The organism is Mesorhizobium sp. M0045 (assembly GCF_040323385.1).
GTDB lineage: Bacteria > Pseudomonadota > Alphaproteobacteria > Rhizobiales > Rhizobiaceae > Mesorhizobium.
Genome location: NZ_JAMYUY010000008.1, coordinates 80,397 through 97,269, shown reverse-complemented (window position 1 = coordinate 97,269; position 16,873 = coordinate 80,397). Strand labels below are relative to the sequence as shown.

Below are 16,873 nucleotides of genomic sequence, written 5' to 3'. Positions count from 1 at the left end.
CCGACCTCCGGACGCTGCTCATACCGGCTGCGGCGATCGCAGCCGGTTTTTTGCTGTGCTCACATGCTGCTCCGAACCGGAATTTGGCATCACGGTACACGTGATGCGCTCCTTGACGTTAGGTCAGCCGCGCAATCGGTGGATGATTTTTCAAAATCCGACTTTTTGGACGTGAAAAACCCGCGAAGATTGCTATATCTTGCAAAGATTGTGGTGAGACGGTTCCGTTAGCGAGGCTGCCGGACCGTTTTCTTTTTGTACCATCGACAAGGTCGCTCCCGATTGCGGGGGCGGCGGCAGGAAAGGTCAGGCATTATGAACAAGGTCCCGATGACAGGCGAGGGGTTCGCGTCATTGAAGGAAGAACTGCGCTGGCGCCAGCAACAGGAGCGGCCGCGTATCATCGAGGCGATTTCCGAAGCGCGCTCGCATGGCGACCTCTCCGAAAATGCCGAATATCACGCGGCAAAAGAGGCACAGAGCCTCAATGAGGGCCGGGTCAACGAACTCGAGGACCTGATCGCGCGGGCCGAGGTGATCGACGTCACCAAGCTCAGCGGCGACAAGGTCAAGTTCGGTGCCACCGTGGTGCTGGTCGACGAGGATACCGAGGAGAAAAAGACCTACCAGATCGTCGGCGACCAGGAAGCGGACGTGAAGTCCGGCCGCATCTCGATCTCCTCGCCGATCGCGCGCGCCCTGATCGGCAAGGAAGTCGGCGATGCCATCGAGGTCAACGCACCGGGCGGCGCCAGGGGTTATGAGATCGTCCAGGTGCAATTCATTTAGAACCTTTTGATAATTCCACTCTGGCGGCCGACTGGCGCGGTTTTCTGCGCTTCCGGTGCTCACGTACTTTAAGTACGCTCCGCTCCGGTCCTCGAAAACCACGCTATTCGACTCGCCAGAGCGAATTCTGAAAAGGTCCTATGCAGAGCCTGGTAATTTAAGCGCCAGCAATCTCTCTGCTTCCGCCATCACCTCCGGCGGCGTGACGCTGCGGCCAGGCGCGGCCAGTAGCGTCGATGCGAACGGCCCGCGCGGGCCGGTCAGGCCGGGCTCCGTCGCCAGGAATACCGCCACCGTCGGTACGCCGAAGGCGCTGGCGAGATGGGTCAGGCCGGTGTCGGCGCCGATGACCAGCGCCGAGCCGCCGATGACGGCGGCGATCTCGGCAAGCGGCGACCTGGGAACCACCACGGTTTGCGAAACGGCGCGGGTGATCGCTTCGGCAACCGCCTGTTCCCGGTCGTTCGACCAGGTGGTGACCGGGGTCATCTCTCGTGCCACGAGAAGCCTGGCGATTTCGATCCAGTCCGCAACCGGCCATTTCTTGTCCTCGCGGCTGGTGCCGTGCAGCAGGAAGGCAGTTTGGCCGGCGATCGAGGCCGAGCCGTCGGCTGGCGGCACTATGCCGGAATCGAGGTTGGAGAGATCGGGCTGGTAACCTAGCGCCAGCCCGAACAACCGCCGCGTCCGTTCGATGGCGTGCAGGTCGCGCGGCACCGAGTATCGCCGGTCGTAGAACATTGTCGCCGACGGTTCGCGTGCGCTCGAGCGGTCGAAGCCGGCAATTGGTGCTGCCGCCAGCCGCGCCACCAGCGCCGATTTCAGCAAGCCTTGTGCATCGAGGACGAGGTCGTAGCGGGACGCGCGCAAGGCGCTGCGCAGGCCGACCACTTCCCGCCATGTGACGGGCTCGAGCAGCTTCCCGCGCCAGCGCCGGATCGCCACGCTGTGGATGGTTTGGATGGCTGGATGCAGCGCCGCGATGCCGGCAAAGGCCTCTTCCACGCACCAGTGGAAGGAAATATCCGGGCGGGCGCGGCGCGCGTCCTCCACTGCGGGAAAGGTGTGGATGACGTCGCCCATCGACGACGTCTTGACGATCAGCACCTTCATGCGGCGGCCGGCATTTCCAGCAGCCGCTCCGCCGCCGCCACGACGCGTTCGACCTCCAGCGTCTTCAGGCAGTTGAGATGACCGAGCGGGCAGATTTTTTTGTGGCAGGGCGAACAGGACAGGCCGAGCCAGACCAGTTCGCGACGCTCGGCGAGCGGCGGCGTGTTGTCGGGCGAGGTCGAGCCGTAGACGGCGACGACCGGCGTGCCGACGGCGGCGGCGACATGCATCAGTCCGCTGTCGTTGGAGACGGCGAGCCTCGCCGCGGCGATCAGGTCGATGGCATCCTCCAGCCGCGTCTGGCCGGCAAGGTCGGAGGCGCCCGGCGTCAGCGCCGCGATTTCAGCCGTCACCTCAGCGTCGTTCTTCGATCCGAACAGCGCGACGCCAAACCCTTTCGCCATCATCTCCCGGGCAAGGCCGGCATAGTGTTCGCTCGGCCAGCGCTTGGCCGGGCCGAATTCTGCGCCGGGCATGAGTGCCACGAATTTCCCCGCCGTCAGCCCGAAACGGCTGAGCAGTGCCGCCTGGCTGGCTTGATCGACGGCGAGCTTCGGCGGCTGGAAGGCGCCACCACGGGCAAGGCTGAAATAGGCCTGCGCGGTGCGCCGTTTCAGGCGATCGGGCAAGGGCACGATGTCGGTCAGCAGCCCGTAGCGCATTTCCTTGAGATGGCCGACACGGCGCGGAATGCCGGCAAAGAACGGGATCAGCGCCGACTTCCAGCTTCCCGGCAGGACAAAGGCCATGTCGTAGCGGCCGCGCAGCAGGCGGCCGAAGCGCCTTCGGACGCGGAATTCGAACGCGCCGGATTGCAGCGGCAGGTCGATCTGCTGGCGGATTTCGGGCATGCGCTTGACCAGCGGTGCTGCCCACGCCGGCGCCAGCACGTCGATGGCGGCGTTCGGATGAAGCTCCCTCAGCGCCTGGAACAGGCACTGCGCCATCACCATGTCGCCCACCCAGCGTGGGCCGATCACGAGGATCGTTGGGCTTTCAGCCATTCGACATAGTCTCTGACGCCGGTTTCCACTGTGCGGAACTGGCCATTGTAACCGGCTGCGCGCAAGCGGGACATATCAGCTTGCGTAAAGCTCTGGTAGCTGCCCTTGAGGTGGTCGGGAAACTCGATGAATTCGATCTGGCCCTTGCCGAGCGTATCGATCACCGTTTCGGCAATGGCGCGAAACGGCTGGGCGTTGCCGGTGCCGCAGTTGAAGATGCCGCTAGAACCGCGTTTCCACAGCCACAGATTGACGTCGGCGACATCGCCGACATGGATGAAGTCGCGGCTCTGCTCGCCGGGCCCGAAACCGCCATAGGCGCCGAACAGCTTGGGGTTTTCACCGCGTTCGACCTGGTTGAACAAATGGAAGGCGACAGAGGCCATGGCGCCCTTATGCGCCTCGCGCGGACCGTAGACGTTGAAATAACGCAGGCCCGCCACCGGCGAATGGTCGGTATCGAAAACGGTGCGGCGGACATAGTCGTCGAACAGCTTTTTCGAATAGGCATAGACGTTCAGCGGCCGCTCGCATTCCGGCTCCTCGCGAAACTCGGCGCCGCCGCCATAGACCGAAGCGGACGAGGCATAGAGGAAGGGTACGCGCAAGGCCAGGCAGGCGTGCAGCAGGTGCTTCGAATAGGTGTAGTTGACCTCCATCATGAACTTGCCGTTCCATTCGGTGGTGGTCGAGCAGGCACCCTGATGGAAAACCGCCTCGATGCGGCCGAGGTCACCGGCCTCCATCCGCGCCAAAAAGTCGTCCTTGTCGAGATAGTCGGCGATCTCGAGATCGGCGAGATTGGCGATCTTGTGGCCGTCGGTGAGGTCGTCGACGACGAGAATGTCGCTGAAACCGTCGGCGTTGAGCGCGGCGACGATGTTGGAACCGATCATGCCGGCGCCGCCCGTGACGATGATCATTTTAGTACGCCCTGACTTGCCGTTGCTTGCCGATTCCGGCCCTTATAGGGGAGGCCGGCAGGCCTGTCGACAAAGCAGGTGGCGGGGCGGCCGGATGAGCGCCACAGTGCCGCCGCAAACGTCACGTTTCAGTCGGCCTGCCGGCCAACCGGCGACAGGAGCAAGGTAATGCCGTCAACCGAACTGCTTGTCGCCTTTTTCGCCACCACGGCGATCTTCGCCTATATCCCTGGGCCCGCCATGCTCTATGCCGCTGCGCAAACCATGGCGCGCGGCCGCTGGTCCGGCCTGATGGCAGCGCTCGGCATCCATCTTGGCGGCTACGTTCATGTCTTCGCCGCCGCTGTCGGCCTGTCGGTGCTGTTCCATGCCGTGCCGGTGCTTTACATGGCGGTCAAGCTGGTCGGTGCGCTGTATCTGATCTGGCTCGGTGTTTCGTTGTTTCGCGCCAAGGCGCAAAGCGACTTGCCGGGAGTTCAGCCGAAATCCGCCCGCCGCGCCTTTTTCGAGAGCGTTGCCGTCGAGGTGCTCAACCCCAAGACGGCGATTTTCTTCATGGCGTTCCTGCCGCAATTCATCGATGCCTCGGCAGTGTTTCCGGTGTGGCTGCAGTTCGTCGTGCTTGGAACGATCGTCAATTTGATGTTCTCGTCGGCCGACATTGTTTGCGTGGTGCTGGCCGGCGCAGTGATCGCCAGGCTGCGGCAGTCGAGCCGGGCGCAGAGCCTGATGCGGCGCGCCGGCGGTGCGGTGCTTGTCGGACTGGGCGTGCATGTCGCGTTGCAGAAAAGCTGACGCATTGCCTCGCCGCCGCGATCGGTCGAAGGCCTGCCGTTGCGTCGGCTGAAATTGCGGTATATCGGCATCGCCATGAACGGCCGGCCCTGCCAATCGAATTCCCCGTCACTGAAAATCGGCTCTCCCACGCGTTGACATGATCAAGCTGCCCTCTCCCGAACCTCTTCACCGCGCCATTTCGCGCTTCGGCAGCGCCACCGTGCTGGTGGTCGGCGATTTCATCCTGGACCGTTTCGTTAACGGCGTGATCGAGCGCATTTCGCCGGAAGCGCCGATCCCCGTGCTGCACGGGCGCGGCGAAACGCTGGCGATGGGCGGCGCTGGCAATGTCGTCGCCAATATCGTTTCGCTCGGCGCTGCCGTCATACCGGTCTCGGTGATCGGCGCCGACGAGGCCGGCAAGAGCCTCATGCGCATGCTCGGCGAATTTAGCGTCGACACCGGCGGGCTGGCGCAGGATGCCGATCGCATGACGTCGTCCAAAAGCCGCTTCAGCGCGCTCAACCAGCAGGTGCTGCGTTTCGACGAAGAGGAAATCAAGCCGCTGGGCGATGCCGAGCGCGCGACATTGGTCGGGCATTTTCGCGAAGCGCTGGTGCGCGCCGACATCGTCATCCTGTCCGATTACGGCAAGGGCGTGCTGCTCGACGGCGTCGCCGATGAGCTGATCTCGATCTGCCGGCAAGCGGGCAAGCCGGTGCTGGTCGACCCGAAGGGGAGCGATTATGCGCGTTATGCCGGCGCGACGGCAATCACGCCCAACCGCAAGGAACTCGGCGAGGCGGTCGGCCGCGCAGTATTTGCCGATGACGAGATCGAGGCGGCGGCGCGCCAGCTGATTTCGGCGCACGGTTTCGATTTCGTCGTCGCGACGCGCAGCGAAAAGGGCATGAGCGTCGTCGGTGCGGACGACGCCCGTCATATCGCCACGCAGGCGCGCGAAGTGTTCGACGTTTCGGGCGCCGGCGACACGGTAATCGCGACCTTCGCGCTGGCTCTTGCAGCAGGGGCTGATCGTGTCATGGCCGGATCGATCGCCAACGCCGCCGGCGGCATCGTCGTCGGCAAGCGCGGCACCGCGCGGCTGACGATCGAGGAACTCACCGGTGCGCTGTTTCGCTCGCATGGTCCGGTCGCCCACAAGGACGCGATCCTCGATGCCGCGGCCGCGGCGCGGCTGGCGGCTGCGTGGAAGGACGAGGGCTTGAGCGTCGGCTTCACCAATGGCTGTTTCGATATCCTGCATGCCGGCCATGTCAGCCTGTTGCATGCGGCGCGCAGCCAGTGCGACCGGCTGGTGCTCGGCCTCAACAGCGATGCCTCGGTGCGCCGGCTGAAAGGGCCGGGACGCCCGGTCAACGACCAGCATGACCGGGCCTGCGTGCTTGCAGCACTTGCCTCGGTCGACGCCGTCGTCATCTTCGAGGAGGATACGCCGCTTTCACTGATCGAGGCGCTGAGCCCCGACATTCTGGTCAAGGGCGCCGACTATACGGTCGATCAGGTGGTTGGCGCCGATGTCGTGCAGAAGGCCGGCGGGCGCGTCGTGCTGGTCGATCTCGTCGCCGGCAAGAGCACGACCGGCACCATCGGCAAACTACGCGCCGGGAACTGAGGGTTTCATGTCCGAACTGAACGATTACCTGGCCCGCTCGGCGGCCGCGATTTCGGCGATGGTCGAGCGCGACCTGACCAGCGAGATGGAGCGGGCGGTCAGCGCCGTCGTCGCCGCGCTTTCGCAGGGCAAGGCGCTGCTGATAGCCGGCAATGGTGGTTCGGCCAGCGACGCCATCCATATCGCCGGCGAGCTGGTCGGCCGCTTCCTAAGGGAGCGCAAGGCCTACAACGTCATCGCGCTGCCGGCCAACGCGGCGGTGCTGACCGCCTGGGGCAATGATTACGGCTTCGACACGGTGTTTGCGCGCCAGGTCGAGGCGCATGGTTCGGCAGGCGCCGTGCTGCTCGCCATCTCGACCAGCGGCAATTCGCCAAGCATCCTCGCCGCCGCCCAGCAAGCGCGCATGATGGGCATGACGGTGGTCAGCCTGACCGGCGACACCGGCGGCAAACTGAAGCCGCTCTCCGACATCCTGCTCAACGTACCCTCGACCTCGACGCCGATCATCCAGCAGGGGCATTTGTGCCTTTACCACCATCTCTGCGAACTGGTCGAAACGCGCCTCTGCGACGCAGGGTGATTGCGCCAAGCCAGTAGAGGCCGTCAATTGTCAACGGGGAGAAGTAGCCGCAACGCTGGCGACCCCTCCCCGTCCTTCACGGGGAAGGGTAAGGGTGAGGGCAGCGCCAGTCTGTAGCGATTATTATTTGACGCATAGCCACATTTTGTTCTTGCTTTGTGCCGGCAGCTATGCTACTAATTCAACTACGGTGATGATTCTCACCGAGGATCCGCCCGCCGAGGCGGGTTTTTTGTTTCCGGGTTTTGTTTCTCGGGCGCTTTGTCTGGTCTCAAGCCGAAAACGCCACCAGCCCTTCGTCCTTGACCCGGCGGATGGTCAGCGCGGTTCGCACCGTATCGACATTGGGGGCCGAGGCCAGTTCCTCGATGACGAAGGTCTGGAAGGTGCCGAGATCGCTCGCCACGCAGTGCAGCAGGAAATCGGATTCGCCCGACACCATCCAGGCATCGCGCACGATCGGCCAGCCGCGGGTGCGCTCGGCGAAGGTCTTGAGCTCGGCGTCGGCCTGGTGATGCAGGCCGATCAGGCAGAAGGCGACGACGTCGAGGCCGAGTGCCGGAGCGTTGAGCAGGGCACGGTAGCCGCGGATGATGCCGGCTTCTTCCAGCCGCCGGACGCGGCGCAGGCACGGCGGCGCCGAAATGCCGACGCGGCTCGACAGTTCGACATTGGTCATGCGTCCGTCCTGCTGAAGCTCGCGCAGGATCTTCCAGTCGATGGCATCGAGATCGGCCTTGATCGGCATGGCGGCTTCCGTGGTGACGCGAAAGAATCTTTCGCGACTTTGTAGTTAAACGACTTTGCTGTCTATTCCATCCGCTGGATCGAGGATTTTCGCGTCATCTTGCTGCGGTTGCTTGTCGCCGTCGCCGGTGCCGAAGCTTTCCGGGGACGAACGGCAACTTGCCTTGCTGGCGTCGCAGGCAACACTTACATTACGCGCAACAATCGACGAGAGTTCATGCCACAATCCATGGCTGCTCCCCGCAGAGGCTTTTCATGATCACCAAGCACGCGCCTGTTCTCATCATCGGCTCCGGCCCCGCCGGCTATACGGCGGCAATCTATGCCGCCCGCGCCATGCTCAAGCCAATGCTGGTCGCCGGCCTGCAGCAGGGTGGGCAACTGATGATCACCACCGACGTCGAAAACTATCCGGGCTTCGCCGAACCGATCCAGGGTCCATGGCTGATGAGCGAAATGCTCAGGCAGGCCGAGCATGTCGGCACCGACATCGTCAACGACATCATCACCGAGGTTGACCTCAACGTGCGGCCGTTCCGCGCCAAGGGCGATTCCGGCACGATCTATACCGCCGACGCGCTGATCATCGCCACCGGCGCGCAGGCGAAATGGCTGGGCATTCCGAGCGAACAGACCTTCATGGGTTTTGGCGTCTCCGCCTGCGCCACCTGCGACGGTTTCTTCTATCGCGGCAAGGATGTCGCGGTGATCGGCGGCGGCAATTCGGCTGTGGAGGAAGCGCTCTATCTCTCCAACCTGGCCAAGAGCGTCACCGTTATCCACAGGCGCAGCGATTTCCGCGCCGAGCGCATCCTGCGCGAGCGGCTGCTGCAGAAAGACAATGTCCGCATCATCTGGGACACGGTGGTCGACGAGATCACCGGCAGGCCCGGCAAGGCGCCGCTGCCGCCGTCGGTCGAAGGGCTGAAGCTGCGCAACGTGGTGACCGGGCAGAAGATGCATCTGGTGGTCGACGGCGTGTTCGTGGCGATCGGCCACGCGCCGGCGGTCGAGCTGTTTGCCGGCAAGCTGAAGCAGAAGCCGAACGGCTATCTGTGGACGGCGCCGGATTCGACCCGCACCGATATGCCGGGTGTGTTCGCCGCCGGCGACGTGACCGACGACATCTACCGCCAGGCGGTGACGGCGGCCGGTCTCGGCTGCATGGCCGCGCTCGAGGCGGAAAAATATTTGGCGGGGATCGAGGTTCACCGCGAAGCGGCGGAGTGATTGTTGAACAAGCGGCTGAGACAAGCCGCGCAAAAGCCTGATTTTTCATTCAGACGCCAAAACAGGCGGACGCCAGAAAACAGGACGAGGGGAAATCATGGCGTTGGATTGGGACAAGCTACGCGTGTTTCACGCCGCAGCGGAAGCGGGGTCGTTCACCCATGCCGCGGAAACACTGCATTTGTCGCAATCAGCGATCTCGCGGCAGGTCAGCGCGCTCGAGCATGACGTCGGCGTGCCGCTGTTCAATCGCCATGCCCGCGGCCTGGTGCTGACCGAGCAGGGCGAGATGCTGTTCCGCACGGCACACGACGTGCTGATGAAGCTTGAAACCATCAAATCGCGACTGACCGAAACCAAGGACCGGCCCTCCGGCGTGCTCAGGGTGACGACAACGGTCGGCCTCGGCGCCGGCTGGCTGACCGAGCGCGTGCAGGAATTCATCGAGCTCTATCCCGAGGTCAGCCTGCAGCTCATCCTGGCCAATGAGGAGCTCGATCTCACCATGCGCCAGGCCGACTGCGCCATCAGGCTGCGCCAGCCGCAGCAGCCGGACCTCATCCAGCGCCGCCTGTTCACCGTGCATTTCCATCTCTACGCGGCGCCCTCCTATGTGAATAAATACGGCAAGCCGAATTCGATCGCCGAGCTGAAGGCCCATCGCATCGTCACCTTCGGCGTTCCGGTGCCGGCGCATCTGTCGGAACTGAACTGGCTGGAAACGGTCGGCGATTTCGAAGGTGGGCAAAGGGTGCCGACGCTGCAGATCAACGACATCCTGTCGATCAAGCGAGCGGTGCAGGGCGGCGCCGGCATCGCCATGCTGCCGGATTATGTGGTCAGCAAGGATTCCGGGCTGGTGCAGTTGTTGCCCGAAACCGAAGTGCCGTCCTTCGATACCTATTTCGCCTATCCCGACGCGATGAAGAACCAGGCGAAGCTGCATGTCTTCCGCGATTTCATCATAGCCAAGGCGCGCAGCTGGTCGTTTTAGTTACGAGTGCCGCTCGTCGACTTCTGAGCAACGTCGGGCGATTGGCGAAGGCTTCGGCGAAAGCGTCCTTCTTCCCGTCACTATACGGGGAGAAGATGGCGGGCAGCCAGATGAGGGGCAGCGCCAGCCTTTGTCGCACTTGCCCTTCGATGGGCAGTCCTGATGCCCCCTCACCGCCCTGCCATTTCTCCCCTGTATGGTGACGGGGAGAAGGAGCTGTCTCACCGGTTTCGCCAATTGTCGGCGTCCAGAAATTAGCCGCGCCAAGGCGTCAGCCGGGGCAGCCAGCCTGGTACGGCCCGGCGGTAGGCTTCGTATTCGGCGCCGTAGCGGCGGGCAAGCGTTGGTTCCTCATATAGTTTCACGAAGGAGATCATGGCGGCCGCGGCGATGACTAGATAGGCGGCGACCGTCCCGCTCGAAAACAGCAGTGCCTGGCCGAGGACGATCGACAGCACGGCGACGTACATCGGGTTGCGGACATGGCGATAGATGCCGCCGACGACCAGCCTCTCGGTCGGCGCTACCGGGGCTGGCGTACCCAGGCCCTCCAGGGCAAAACGGGCAAATGCGTGCAGCAGCACGATTGTGCCGGCGACAATCAGCAGCCAGCCCACAGGAACGAAACCGGGCAGTCTCGACCAGGGCCGGCGATAGCGATCGGTCAGCAGCCAAGGCAGCAGTCCGGCGACCACGCCGGGCGCTGCCGCAAGGAAGATGACACTGCCGGCGATCGCCGAAGTGGCTCGCATATAGCTCTCCTTACGGGCGCGGCCTTGAACGTCTCCTGCAAAGCGCTTCAGGTCTTGTCCGGCATGTAACCCAAACCGCTACACCCTCAGGTCAAGCTCGATGGCGGGCTTTTTGGGTGGGCATGCATCAGCAAGGTCTGGCTGCCGAAAAAACAAACGCGTGCTGCACGATTCCACGTCATCCTGCGTTTTTCGACTTCCGAGCAGGAATCGCTGTTGATTCGCGGCTGCGGATCGATTTTTGCCTTGCCGCAGGCTGTATTTCAGCGATTCAACTGGTCCTATTGCGCTTCGGGACGGATTAGACCACAGCCGGCGCCTTTTTGCATGTGAGTGTTGCAAAATAGATGCTTGTTTCTTGGGCATGAAGAGCACATATATAGATCATCTCCTGAGCGCGTTCTCCTCCCATTAGCGCTCTCGAGTGTTCCCCTCTGGAGGTTAGCCTTAACAGGCACTTCCAATCAAACTCAGCCGGGTCTTCATTGATCCGGCTTTTTTGTTGCCCGAAACCAACACTTCGCCGGAAAATCGGCCGGAACTGGCGCGTAACAGTGACATGTAACCTCGGGTAACATGCGTTGGCACGCCAAATCGGGTAAGCAGAGCATAGGACGCGGTGTGGCTCGTCCGGGGGATGGGGGCATCACTCGGACGACCCGGGCTCAGGCAGCTACCGCGTCCGAACCATCCTCCGCCGCCAGACACCGGCGGCAAGCATGCGGCGGACCTGCCGTTTCGCCTCCCACGAAGACGGTCCGCAACGAAACGGCGCCCGAATGATCCGGGCGCCGTTTCCTTGTGTGCATCCTTGTGCTCTGGCCGCCGCAAGCTGTTTCAGGCGGCCTTGCCGTTGGCGTTCAGCGCTTCGTCGGCCAACCGCCCGGTGAGTTCGGCCATGTGGTCGAAGACGGCCCGATAGCTGGCGACACCAGCCGTGGCCGAGCGCAGCTCGATGATGAGGTCGCCGATCTCGGCCTGCGGCATGGTCGCCTCAACCACGTCCCATCCCGGCCAGTCGGGCCGCGCGTCGTAGCCGAGGATCTGGCCGCGCCGCTGCGGGATCAGCGCGATGATCTTCGACGTCGCATCCGACGGCGTGACGATCTCGACCTTCATCACCGGTTCGAGCAGCACCGGCGAGCAGGCGGCCATGCCTTCCTTCATCGCCAGCTTCGCCGCCATCTGGAAGGCCATGTCGGAGGAATCCACCGCATGGTAGGAGCCGTCGGAAAGGTTGACGGCAACATCGACGACCGGAAAGCCGAGCGGGCCGGATTTCAGGTAATCGCGCACGCCGGTCTCGACCGACTGGATGTACGTCTTCGGCACGACGCCGCCGGTGATCGTATCGGTGAACTGGAAACCTGACCCGCGCGGCAGCGGCTTGATCTCCAGCACTACGTCGCCGAACTGGCCGTGGCCGCCCGACTGTTTCTTGTGGCGGCCGCGCTGCTGCGTCGCTTTGCGGATCGTCTCGCGATACGGCACGGCCGGCACATGGCCTTCGACCGGGATCTGGTTCTTGCCTTCCAGCCGCTCGCGCACGACGCGCAGATGCATCTCGCCATGACCCGACAGCACGGTTTCGGCTGAATCCTGGTTGTGATGCAGACTGAGCGAGGGATCTTCCTCGGCCAGGCGCTGGATGGCCGCCGACATCTTGACCTCGTCCTTGCGCTCTTTCGGCCGCAGCGCGAAGGCGAAGACCGGTTGCGGCGGGGTCAGCGTGACCAGCGGCTTGATGCCGCCCTTGGTCGAGCTCAGCGTCTGGCCGGTCCTGACGGCGTCCAGCTTGCCGAGCGCCACCGTGTCGCCGGCCTTGGCCGACGTCAGCTTGACCTGGTCCTTGCCGAGCATCTTGTAGATGCCGGAGACCTTTGCCGTCTCGCCGCTGGGAAGGAACAGCTCGGCGGCGTCGGCGACCTGACCGGACAGGATGCGCGAGACCGACAGCTTGCCGCCATGCGCGGTGTGGATGGTCTTCATCACCTGGACCACGGTGGCATTGCTGTCGGGAGCGCCGAGACGCTGGCGCGTCGCCGCGATATCGGGTGCGTCGTGACGGATCGCCTTCAACAGGCGCAGCACACCGTTGCCCTTCTCGGCGGTGCCGATCAGCACCGGCGTCACCGTGCCGTCGCGCAGATCCGCGGCGAGGTCATCGAAGATCGCGTCCTTTGGCGGTTCGATCTCGTCCAGCAATTGCTCCATCAGGCGGTCGTCATGGTCGGCGAGCGTCTCCAGCATGGAAAAGCGCGCCTCGAGCTCGCGCGCCTTGTCGTCGCTCGGGATCTGGGCGACCTCGCTCTCGGCATATTCGCGATAGATGTAGGCACGCTCCAGAGCGAGGTCGATCGAGCCGATGACGACGCCGTCCTTGCGCAGCGGGATCTGGCGCAGCAGCAATGGCACCGTGCTTGCCGGCTGCAGCATCTTCAGCGTGTCGCGCACGCCTGATATCGCCTTGTCGACCTTGTTCAGGAACAGCATACGCGGCACGCCGAGATCGTCGAGCTTGCGCATGATCAGCTGCAGGGCAGGGATCTTCTTCTCGTCAGCCTCGGCGACGACCACGGCGACGTCGCAGGCAGCCAGCACCGGCTCGGCTTCGAAGGAGAATTCGATGGAGCCGGGACAATCGACGAAGGTGAACGGCTCGCCCATGAAATCGGTTGTGGCGAAGGTCGCCTCGACGCTCATGCCGTGAGCGCGCGCTTCCGGCGAATGATCGGAAACGGTATTTCCGGACGAAACGGGATTCTGGCGGGGAATGGCGCCTGTACGGGCGAGTATGGCTTCGAGAAGTGTCGTCTTACCGCTTGCAAAGGGACCGACTATGGCAATGCATTTCGGTCCCGTGCGTCGTCCTCCGGCGCGAGTACCCATGGCTGACCTCCACTCAGGCGTTTCCCTGTGAGCGGCGGCCGGCCTGTCGGCCGTCGCGGGCGAGGCTTTTTTCAATTTGCCACCTACCCAAAGGGCATCGTCCCACGGGCAGGCCGGGAGGGCAAGGGATTTGAGGTTGAAGGGATTTGAAGTTGGGGCCGGTTCAGCCGGTGCCGGTTCGGCGCGACGCCAGTGGCGTTGCGTCGACGCGCTGTACTGCCACCGTCTCGGCAAAGCGCGCGAGCAACGGGTTGAACAGGTCCGCACGCTCCCAAAAAGGCGCATGCCCGGCACCGGGAATGATGTGGCAATGCTCCCACAGCGAGCCGCAGGCGAGCGTTTCAAAATAACCGAGCCGGACGAACGGATCGTTCTCGCCATTGACGATAGCGACCGGAAACGCGGCTTGCTCGACCACCTGTCTCTGGTCGGCGCCCTTGCCGGTGAGCATGCCGCGCGTCACCGCGGCGCGCAGCCGGCCGTCGGTACGCAGGATGGTTTTGCGAAAGGACGGGTCGGCGGTGTCTCCGAAGCAGAGCGTTTCGAAGCGCTCGGCATCGCGTTCGGAATACGTCTTTTTGGACGCCAGCAGCATGTCCCAATGCGCATGGAAGCCGCGCAGCATGCCGAAAGGACCCTTCGATACCGGCGGCGCGCCGGTCAGCATCAGCCCGCCGACGGCGCGGTGAAAACTCGCGAGCTCGATTGCCACGTGCCCGCCAAGAGACCAGCCGAAGACAACGGCGCGACCGATGCCCAAGGCATCGAGGAGCTGAGCCGCCGATTGGGCAAGGCCGGCGATGGTGTAGTCCGTCGCCGGATCGCGGGCGTCCGACGATTCGCCATGGCCGGGCAGGTCGAAAGCAATCAGCCGATGGGCGGCGGCCAACGGGCTGTCGAACTGGCGGGCGAATACGGTGCGCGAACTGCCCGAGCCGTGGATCAGGACAAGCGGGATGCCGGGTCCCGACGACTGGCTGAGGCGCAAATCCGCTTGCGGCGTGCGGATCGTGCGGTGGGAAACGGCCATATCCGGTTGGACCTTCGAATTGTCTCGAGGTCAACATCGCATGCCGAGGTCACCATGTTGTTTAGAACGGTGGTTAAGAAATGATTTCTCGGTTTCTGCCGGCTATGATGGCCGAATCCACCACAGCTAACCCCCGGAGCCTGATGATGGAATCCACGCTCGACCTTCTCCTCTCGATCAGCAGCATCGCGACGCTCGGCCAATATGCCTGGTCGATGCGCGGGCATTTCCAGTCGCCGAGCATGTCTCAAGGCGCCATGATCATTTCGGCCGTCGTGGTCGGCACGGCGCTGTTCTTTCTGGCGCTGCTGTGGATCGAGCGGCAACCGGTTGCAGCGAAGATCGGCGGGTTTGCCGTCGAACTGGCAAGCTCGGCGCTGTTCTGGTGGGCGATCTCGGTTTCGCGCAAGGCGCGGCTGCGTTTCGCGTTTGATCCGGACAATCCCGACAGCCTGGTGACCGAAGGCCCTTATAGCCATGTCCGTCATCCGTTCTACACATCCTACATCGTCTTCTGGATCGGATGGGGTATCGCGACCTGGTCGGTGTGGGCGGTCGTGCCGGTCGCCGGCATCGTTGCGATCTATGTGATCGCGGCCTTGGACGAAGAGCGAAAATTTTCGCGTACAAGGTTGGCCGGTGCCTACCAGGCCTATAGCGGACGTGCCGGCCTGTTCTGGCCGCGTTTTGCCCGCAGCCGGCAGGAGATGCAGCCGGCATCGGACGAAAGTGGTAGTCTCTAAGACACTGGATTGGATCGAGGATTTGCGACGATGAAGATTATTGGCTGCGGCAGCGTGCCGACGATTGTTGCGCCGGAAAAATACTTCACTGGCCGGGTTTTGCAGACGCCGATCATCGAGAAGGAGGCACCGGCCCGGCTACGCGCCACACTGGTCAGTTTCGAGCCCGGCGCCCGGACCCACTGGCATATGCATCCGCTCGGCCAGACGCTCTACGTCACGTCCGGTGCCGGTCTCGCGCAAAGCTGGGGCGGGCCGATCCAGGAGATCAGGGCCGGCGACGTCGTCTCCTTTGCGGCCGGCGAAAAGCACTGGCACGGCGCCGGCCCGAAATCGGCGATGACGCACATCGCCATGCAGGAGGCGCTGGAGGGCGTGCATGCCGACTGGCTGGAGAAGGTCAGCGACGAGCAGTATGGCGGCTGAAACGTCTCAGACCAGCGCGGCGGTGAAGCGCTGGATGCGCGTGCAGGCTTCTTCGAGCAGAGCCTCCGACGTGGCGTAGGAGATGCGGAAGTTCGGGCCGAGGCCAAAGGCCGAGCCGAAAACAACCGCCACGCCCTCGGCCTCGAGCAGTTCCGAGCAAAAGGTTTCGTCACTGTCGATCACCTTGCCGCTCTTGGTCGTCTTGCCGATCAGCTGGGCACAGGAGGGATAGACGTAGAACGCACCCTCCGGCGATGGGCAGGTGATGCCGCGCGCCTGGTTGAGCATCGAGACGACGAGATCGCGCCGGCCCTGGAAGATCGCCTTGTTCTTCGGGATGAAATCCTGCGGCCCGTTCAGCGCCTCAACCGCCGCCCATTGGGCGATGGTGCAGGCGCCGGAGGTCTGCTGGCCCTGGATCATGTCCATCGCCTTGATCAGCGGCACCGGGCCTGCCGCATAGCCGATGCGCCAGCCGGTCATGGCATAGGCTTTGGACACGCCGTTCATGGTCAGCGTGCGCTCATAGAGCTTAGGCTCGACCTCGGCGATCGTCTTGAAGACGAAGTCGCCATAGGTCAGGTGCTCGTACATGTCGTCGGTCAGCACCCAGACATGGGGATGCTTCAACAGTACGTCGGCCAGGCTCTTGAGCTCCGCTTCGGTATAGGCGGCGCCCGAAGGGTTCGACGGCGAGTTCATCAACAGCCATTTGGTGCGCGGCGTGATCGCCTTTTCCAGCACGGCCGCCGTCAGCTTGAAGCCGTTGTCGATCGAGGTGTCGGCAAAGGTCGAGGTGCCGCCGCAGATCGCCACCATTTCGGGGTAGCTCACCCAGTAAGGCCGCGGGATGATCACCTCGTCGCCGGGATTCAGCGTCGCCATGAAGGCGTTGAACAGGATCTGCTTGCCGCCGGTGCCGACGATGGTCTGCTCCGGCCGGTAGTCGAGATTGTTCTCGCGCTTGAATTTTTTCGCGATCGCCTCGCGCAGCGGCACGATGCCGGAGACCGGCGGGTATTTCGTCTCGCCGCGGCGGATGGCCTCGATCGCGGCGTTCTTGATGTTGTCGGGGGTGTCGAAGTCCGGCTCGCCGGCGCCCAGCCCAATCACGTCGCGGCCGGCGTTTTTCAGCTCGCGCGCCTTCTGCGTCACCGCGATGGTCGCGGAAGGCTTTACGCGGGAAAGGGCGTCGGCAAGAAAGGCCATGACAGATATCTCCAGGAAGGACCGGCGC

Annotated in this window: 16 protein-coding genes; 8 read left to right on the top strand and 8 right to left on the bottom strand. The window is 63.5% G+C overall.

What is annotated here, in order from left to right; translation table 11 throughout:
- Nucleotides 1-315 precede the first annotated feature (315 nt).
- Complete coding sequence (gene greA / locus NKJ72_RS15170; RefSeq protein ID WP_023719113.1) at nt 316-789, top strand: transcription elongation factor GreA; 474 nt, start codon at nt 316-318, stop codon at nt 787-789.
- 138 nt (nt 790-927) lie between these two features.
- Here greA and waaC read toward each other — a convergent pair whose 3' ends face one another.
- The 3 genes from waaC to rfaD are packed head-to-tail and all read right to left on the bottom strand — an operon-like array spanning nt 928 to nt 3,829.
- Nucleotides 928-1,902 carry a lipopolysaccharide heptosyltransferase I gene (gene waaC / locus NKJ72_RS15165; protein WP_352477866.1) on the bottom strand — a complete coding sequence of 325 codons (975 nt, stop codon included), beginning with the start codon at nt 1,900-1,902 and terminating at the stop codon, nt 928-930.
- Nucleotides 1,899-2,906 carry a lipopolysaccharide heptosyltransferase II gene (gene waaF, locus NKJ72_RS15160; protein ID WP_352477864.1) on the bottom strand — a complete coding sequence of 336 codons (1,008 nt, stop codon included), beginning with the start codon at nt 2,904-2,906 and terminating at the stop codon, nt 1,899-1,901. The genes waaC and waaF overlap by 4 nt, the downstream gene beginning before the upstream one ends.
- Complete coding sequence (gene rfaD, locus NKJ72_RS15155; protein WP_352477863.1) at nt 2,879-3,829, bottom strand: ADP-glyceromanno-heptose 6-epimerase; 951 nt, start codon at nt 3,827-3,829, stop codon at nt 2,879-2,881. The genes waaF and rfaD overlap by 28 nt, the downstream gene beginning before the upstream one ends.
- Before the next feature lie 168 nt (nt 3,830-3,997).
- Here rfaD and NKJ72_RS15150 point away from each other — a divergent pair, with 168 nt between their 5' ends.
- From NKJ72_RS15150 to NKJ72_RS15140, 3 genes are all read left to right on the top strand, one after another.
- Nucleotides 3,998-4,624 (top strand): LysE family translocator, encoded by a 627-nt coding sequence (locus NKJ72_RS15150; protein ID WP_352477861.1) that lies wholly within the window; start codon nt 3,998-4,000, stop codon nt 4,622-4,624.
- A gap of 139 nt (nt 4,625-4,763) precedes the next feature.
- Nucleotides 4,764-6,242, top strand: a complete 1,479-nt coding sequence (gene rfaE1, locus NKJ72_RS15145) for a D-glycero-beta-D-manno-heptose-7-phosphate kinase (RefSeq protein ID WP_352477860.1) — start codon at nt 4,764-4,766, stop codon at nt 6,240-6,242.
- Nucleotides 6,243-6,249: 7 nt separating this feature from the next.
- A complete protein-coding gene (locus NKJ72_RS15140; RefSeq protein WP_352477858.1) occupies nt 6,250-6,825 on the top strand; it encodes a D-sedoheptulose-7-phosphate isomerase in 576 nt (191 codons plus the stop codon).
- A gap of 271 nt (nt 6,826-7,096) precedes the next feature.
- Here the strand turns inward: NKJ72_RS15140 and NKJ72_RS15135 are convergent, their stop codons facing one another.
- On the bottom strand, nt 7,097-7,573 hold the full coding sequence (locus tag NKJ72_RS15135) for an Lrp/AsnC family transcriptional regulator (protein WP_023678347.1): 477 nt from the start codon (nt 7,571-7,573) through the stop codon (nt 7,097-7,099).
- A 254-nt stretch (nt 7,574-7,827) separates the two neighbouring features.
- On the opposite strand from NKJ72_RS15135, the gene trxB reads away from it, so the two are divergent.
- Together trxB and NKJ72_RS15125 are read left to right on the top strand one after the other, a co-directional pair.
- Nucleotides 7,828-8,802 carry a thioredoxin-disulfide reductase gene (trxB, locus tag NKJ72_RS15130; protein WP_352477856.1) on the top strand — a complete coding sequence of 325 codons (975 nt, stop codon included), beginning with the start codon at nt 7,828-7,830 and terminating at the stop codon, nt 8,800-8,802.
- A 97-nt stretch (nt 8,803-8,899) separates the two neighbouring features.
- Entirely contained in the window at nt 8,900-9,796 is an 897-nt protein-coding gene (locus NKJ72_RS15125) for a LysR family transcriptional regulator (RefSeq protein ID WP_023719100.1), read from the top strand.
- Between the two features lie 254 nt (nt 9,797-10,050).
- On the opposite strand, the gene NKJ72_RS15120 is transcribed toward NKJ72_RS15125, so the two are convergent.
- The 3 genes from NKJ72_RS15120 to NKJ72_RS15110 all read right to left on the bottom strand — a co-directional run bounded on the left by NKJ72_RS15120 (nt 10,051) and on the right by NKJ72_RS15110 (nt 14,467).
- Nucleotides 10,051-10,548, bottom strand: coding sequence for a methyltransferase family protein (locus NKJ72_RS15120; RefSeq protein WP_352477855.1), 498 nt, complete (start codon nt 10,546-10,548; stop codon nt 10,051-10,053).
- Between the two features lie 837 nt (nt 10,549-11,385).
- Nucleotides 11,386-13,437 (bottom strand): elongation factor G, encoded by a 2,052-nt coding sequence (locus NKJ72_RS15115; protein WP_352477853.1) that lies wholly within the window; start codon nt 13,435-13,437, stop codon nt 11,386-11,388.
- A 163-nt stretch (nt 13,438-13,600) separates the two neighbouring features.
- A complete protein-coding gene (locus tag NKJ72_RS15110) occupies nt 13,601-14,467 on the bottom strand; it encodes an alpha/beta fold hydrolase (RefSeq protein ID WP_352477851.1) in 867 nt (288 codons plus the stop codon).
- Between the two features lie 143 nt (nt 14,468-14,610).
- Between NKJ72_RS15110 and NKJ72_RS15105 the strand changes: the two genes are divergently transcribed.
- The gene (locus NKJ72_RS15105; RefSeq protein ID WP_352477849.1) at nt 14,611-15,210 is read left to right on the top strand and encodes a methyltransferase family protein; all 600 of its coding nucleotides are present in this window, start codon (nt 14,611-14,613) and stop codon (nt 15,208-15,210) included.
- A 30-nt stretch (nt 15,211-15,240) separates the two neighbouring features.
- Nucleotides 15,241-15,636 (top strand): (R)-mandelonitrile lyase, encoded by a 396-nt coding sequence (locus tag NKJ72_RS15100; protein WP_352477847.1) that lies wholly within the window; start codon nt 15,241-15,243, stop codon nt 15,634-15,636.
- Nucleotides 15,637-15,642: 6 nt separating this feature from the next.
- On the opposite strand, the gene NKJ72_RS15095 is transcribed toward NKJ72_RS15100, so the two are convergent.
- Nucleotides 15,643-16,845 (bottom strand): pyridoxal phosphate-dependent aminotransferase, encoded by a 1,203-nt coding sequence (locus tag NKJ72_RS15095; RefSeq protein WP_352477845.1) that lies wholly within the window; start codon nt 16,843-16,845, stop codon nt 15,643-15,645.
- Nucleotides 16,846-16,873 lie beyond the last annotated feature (28 nt).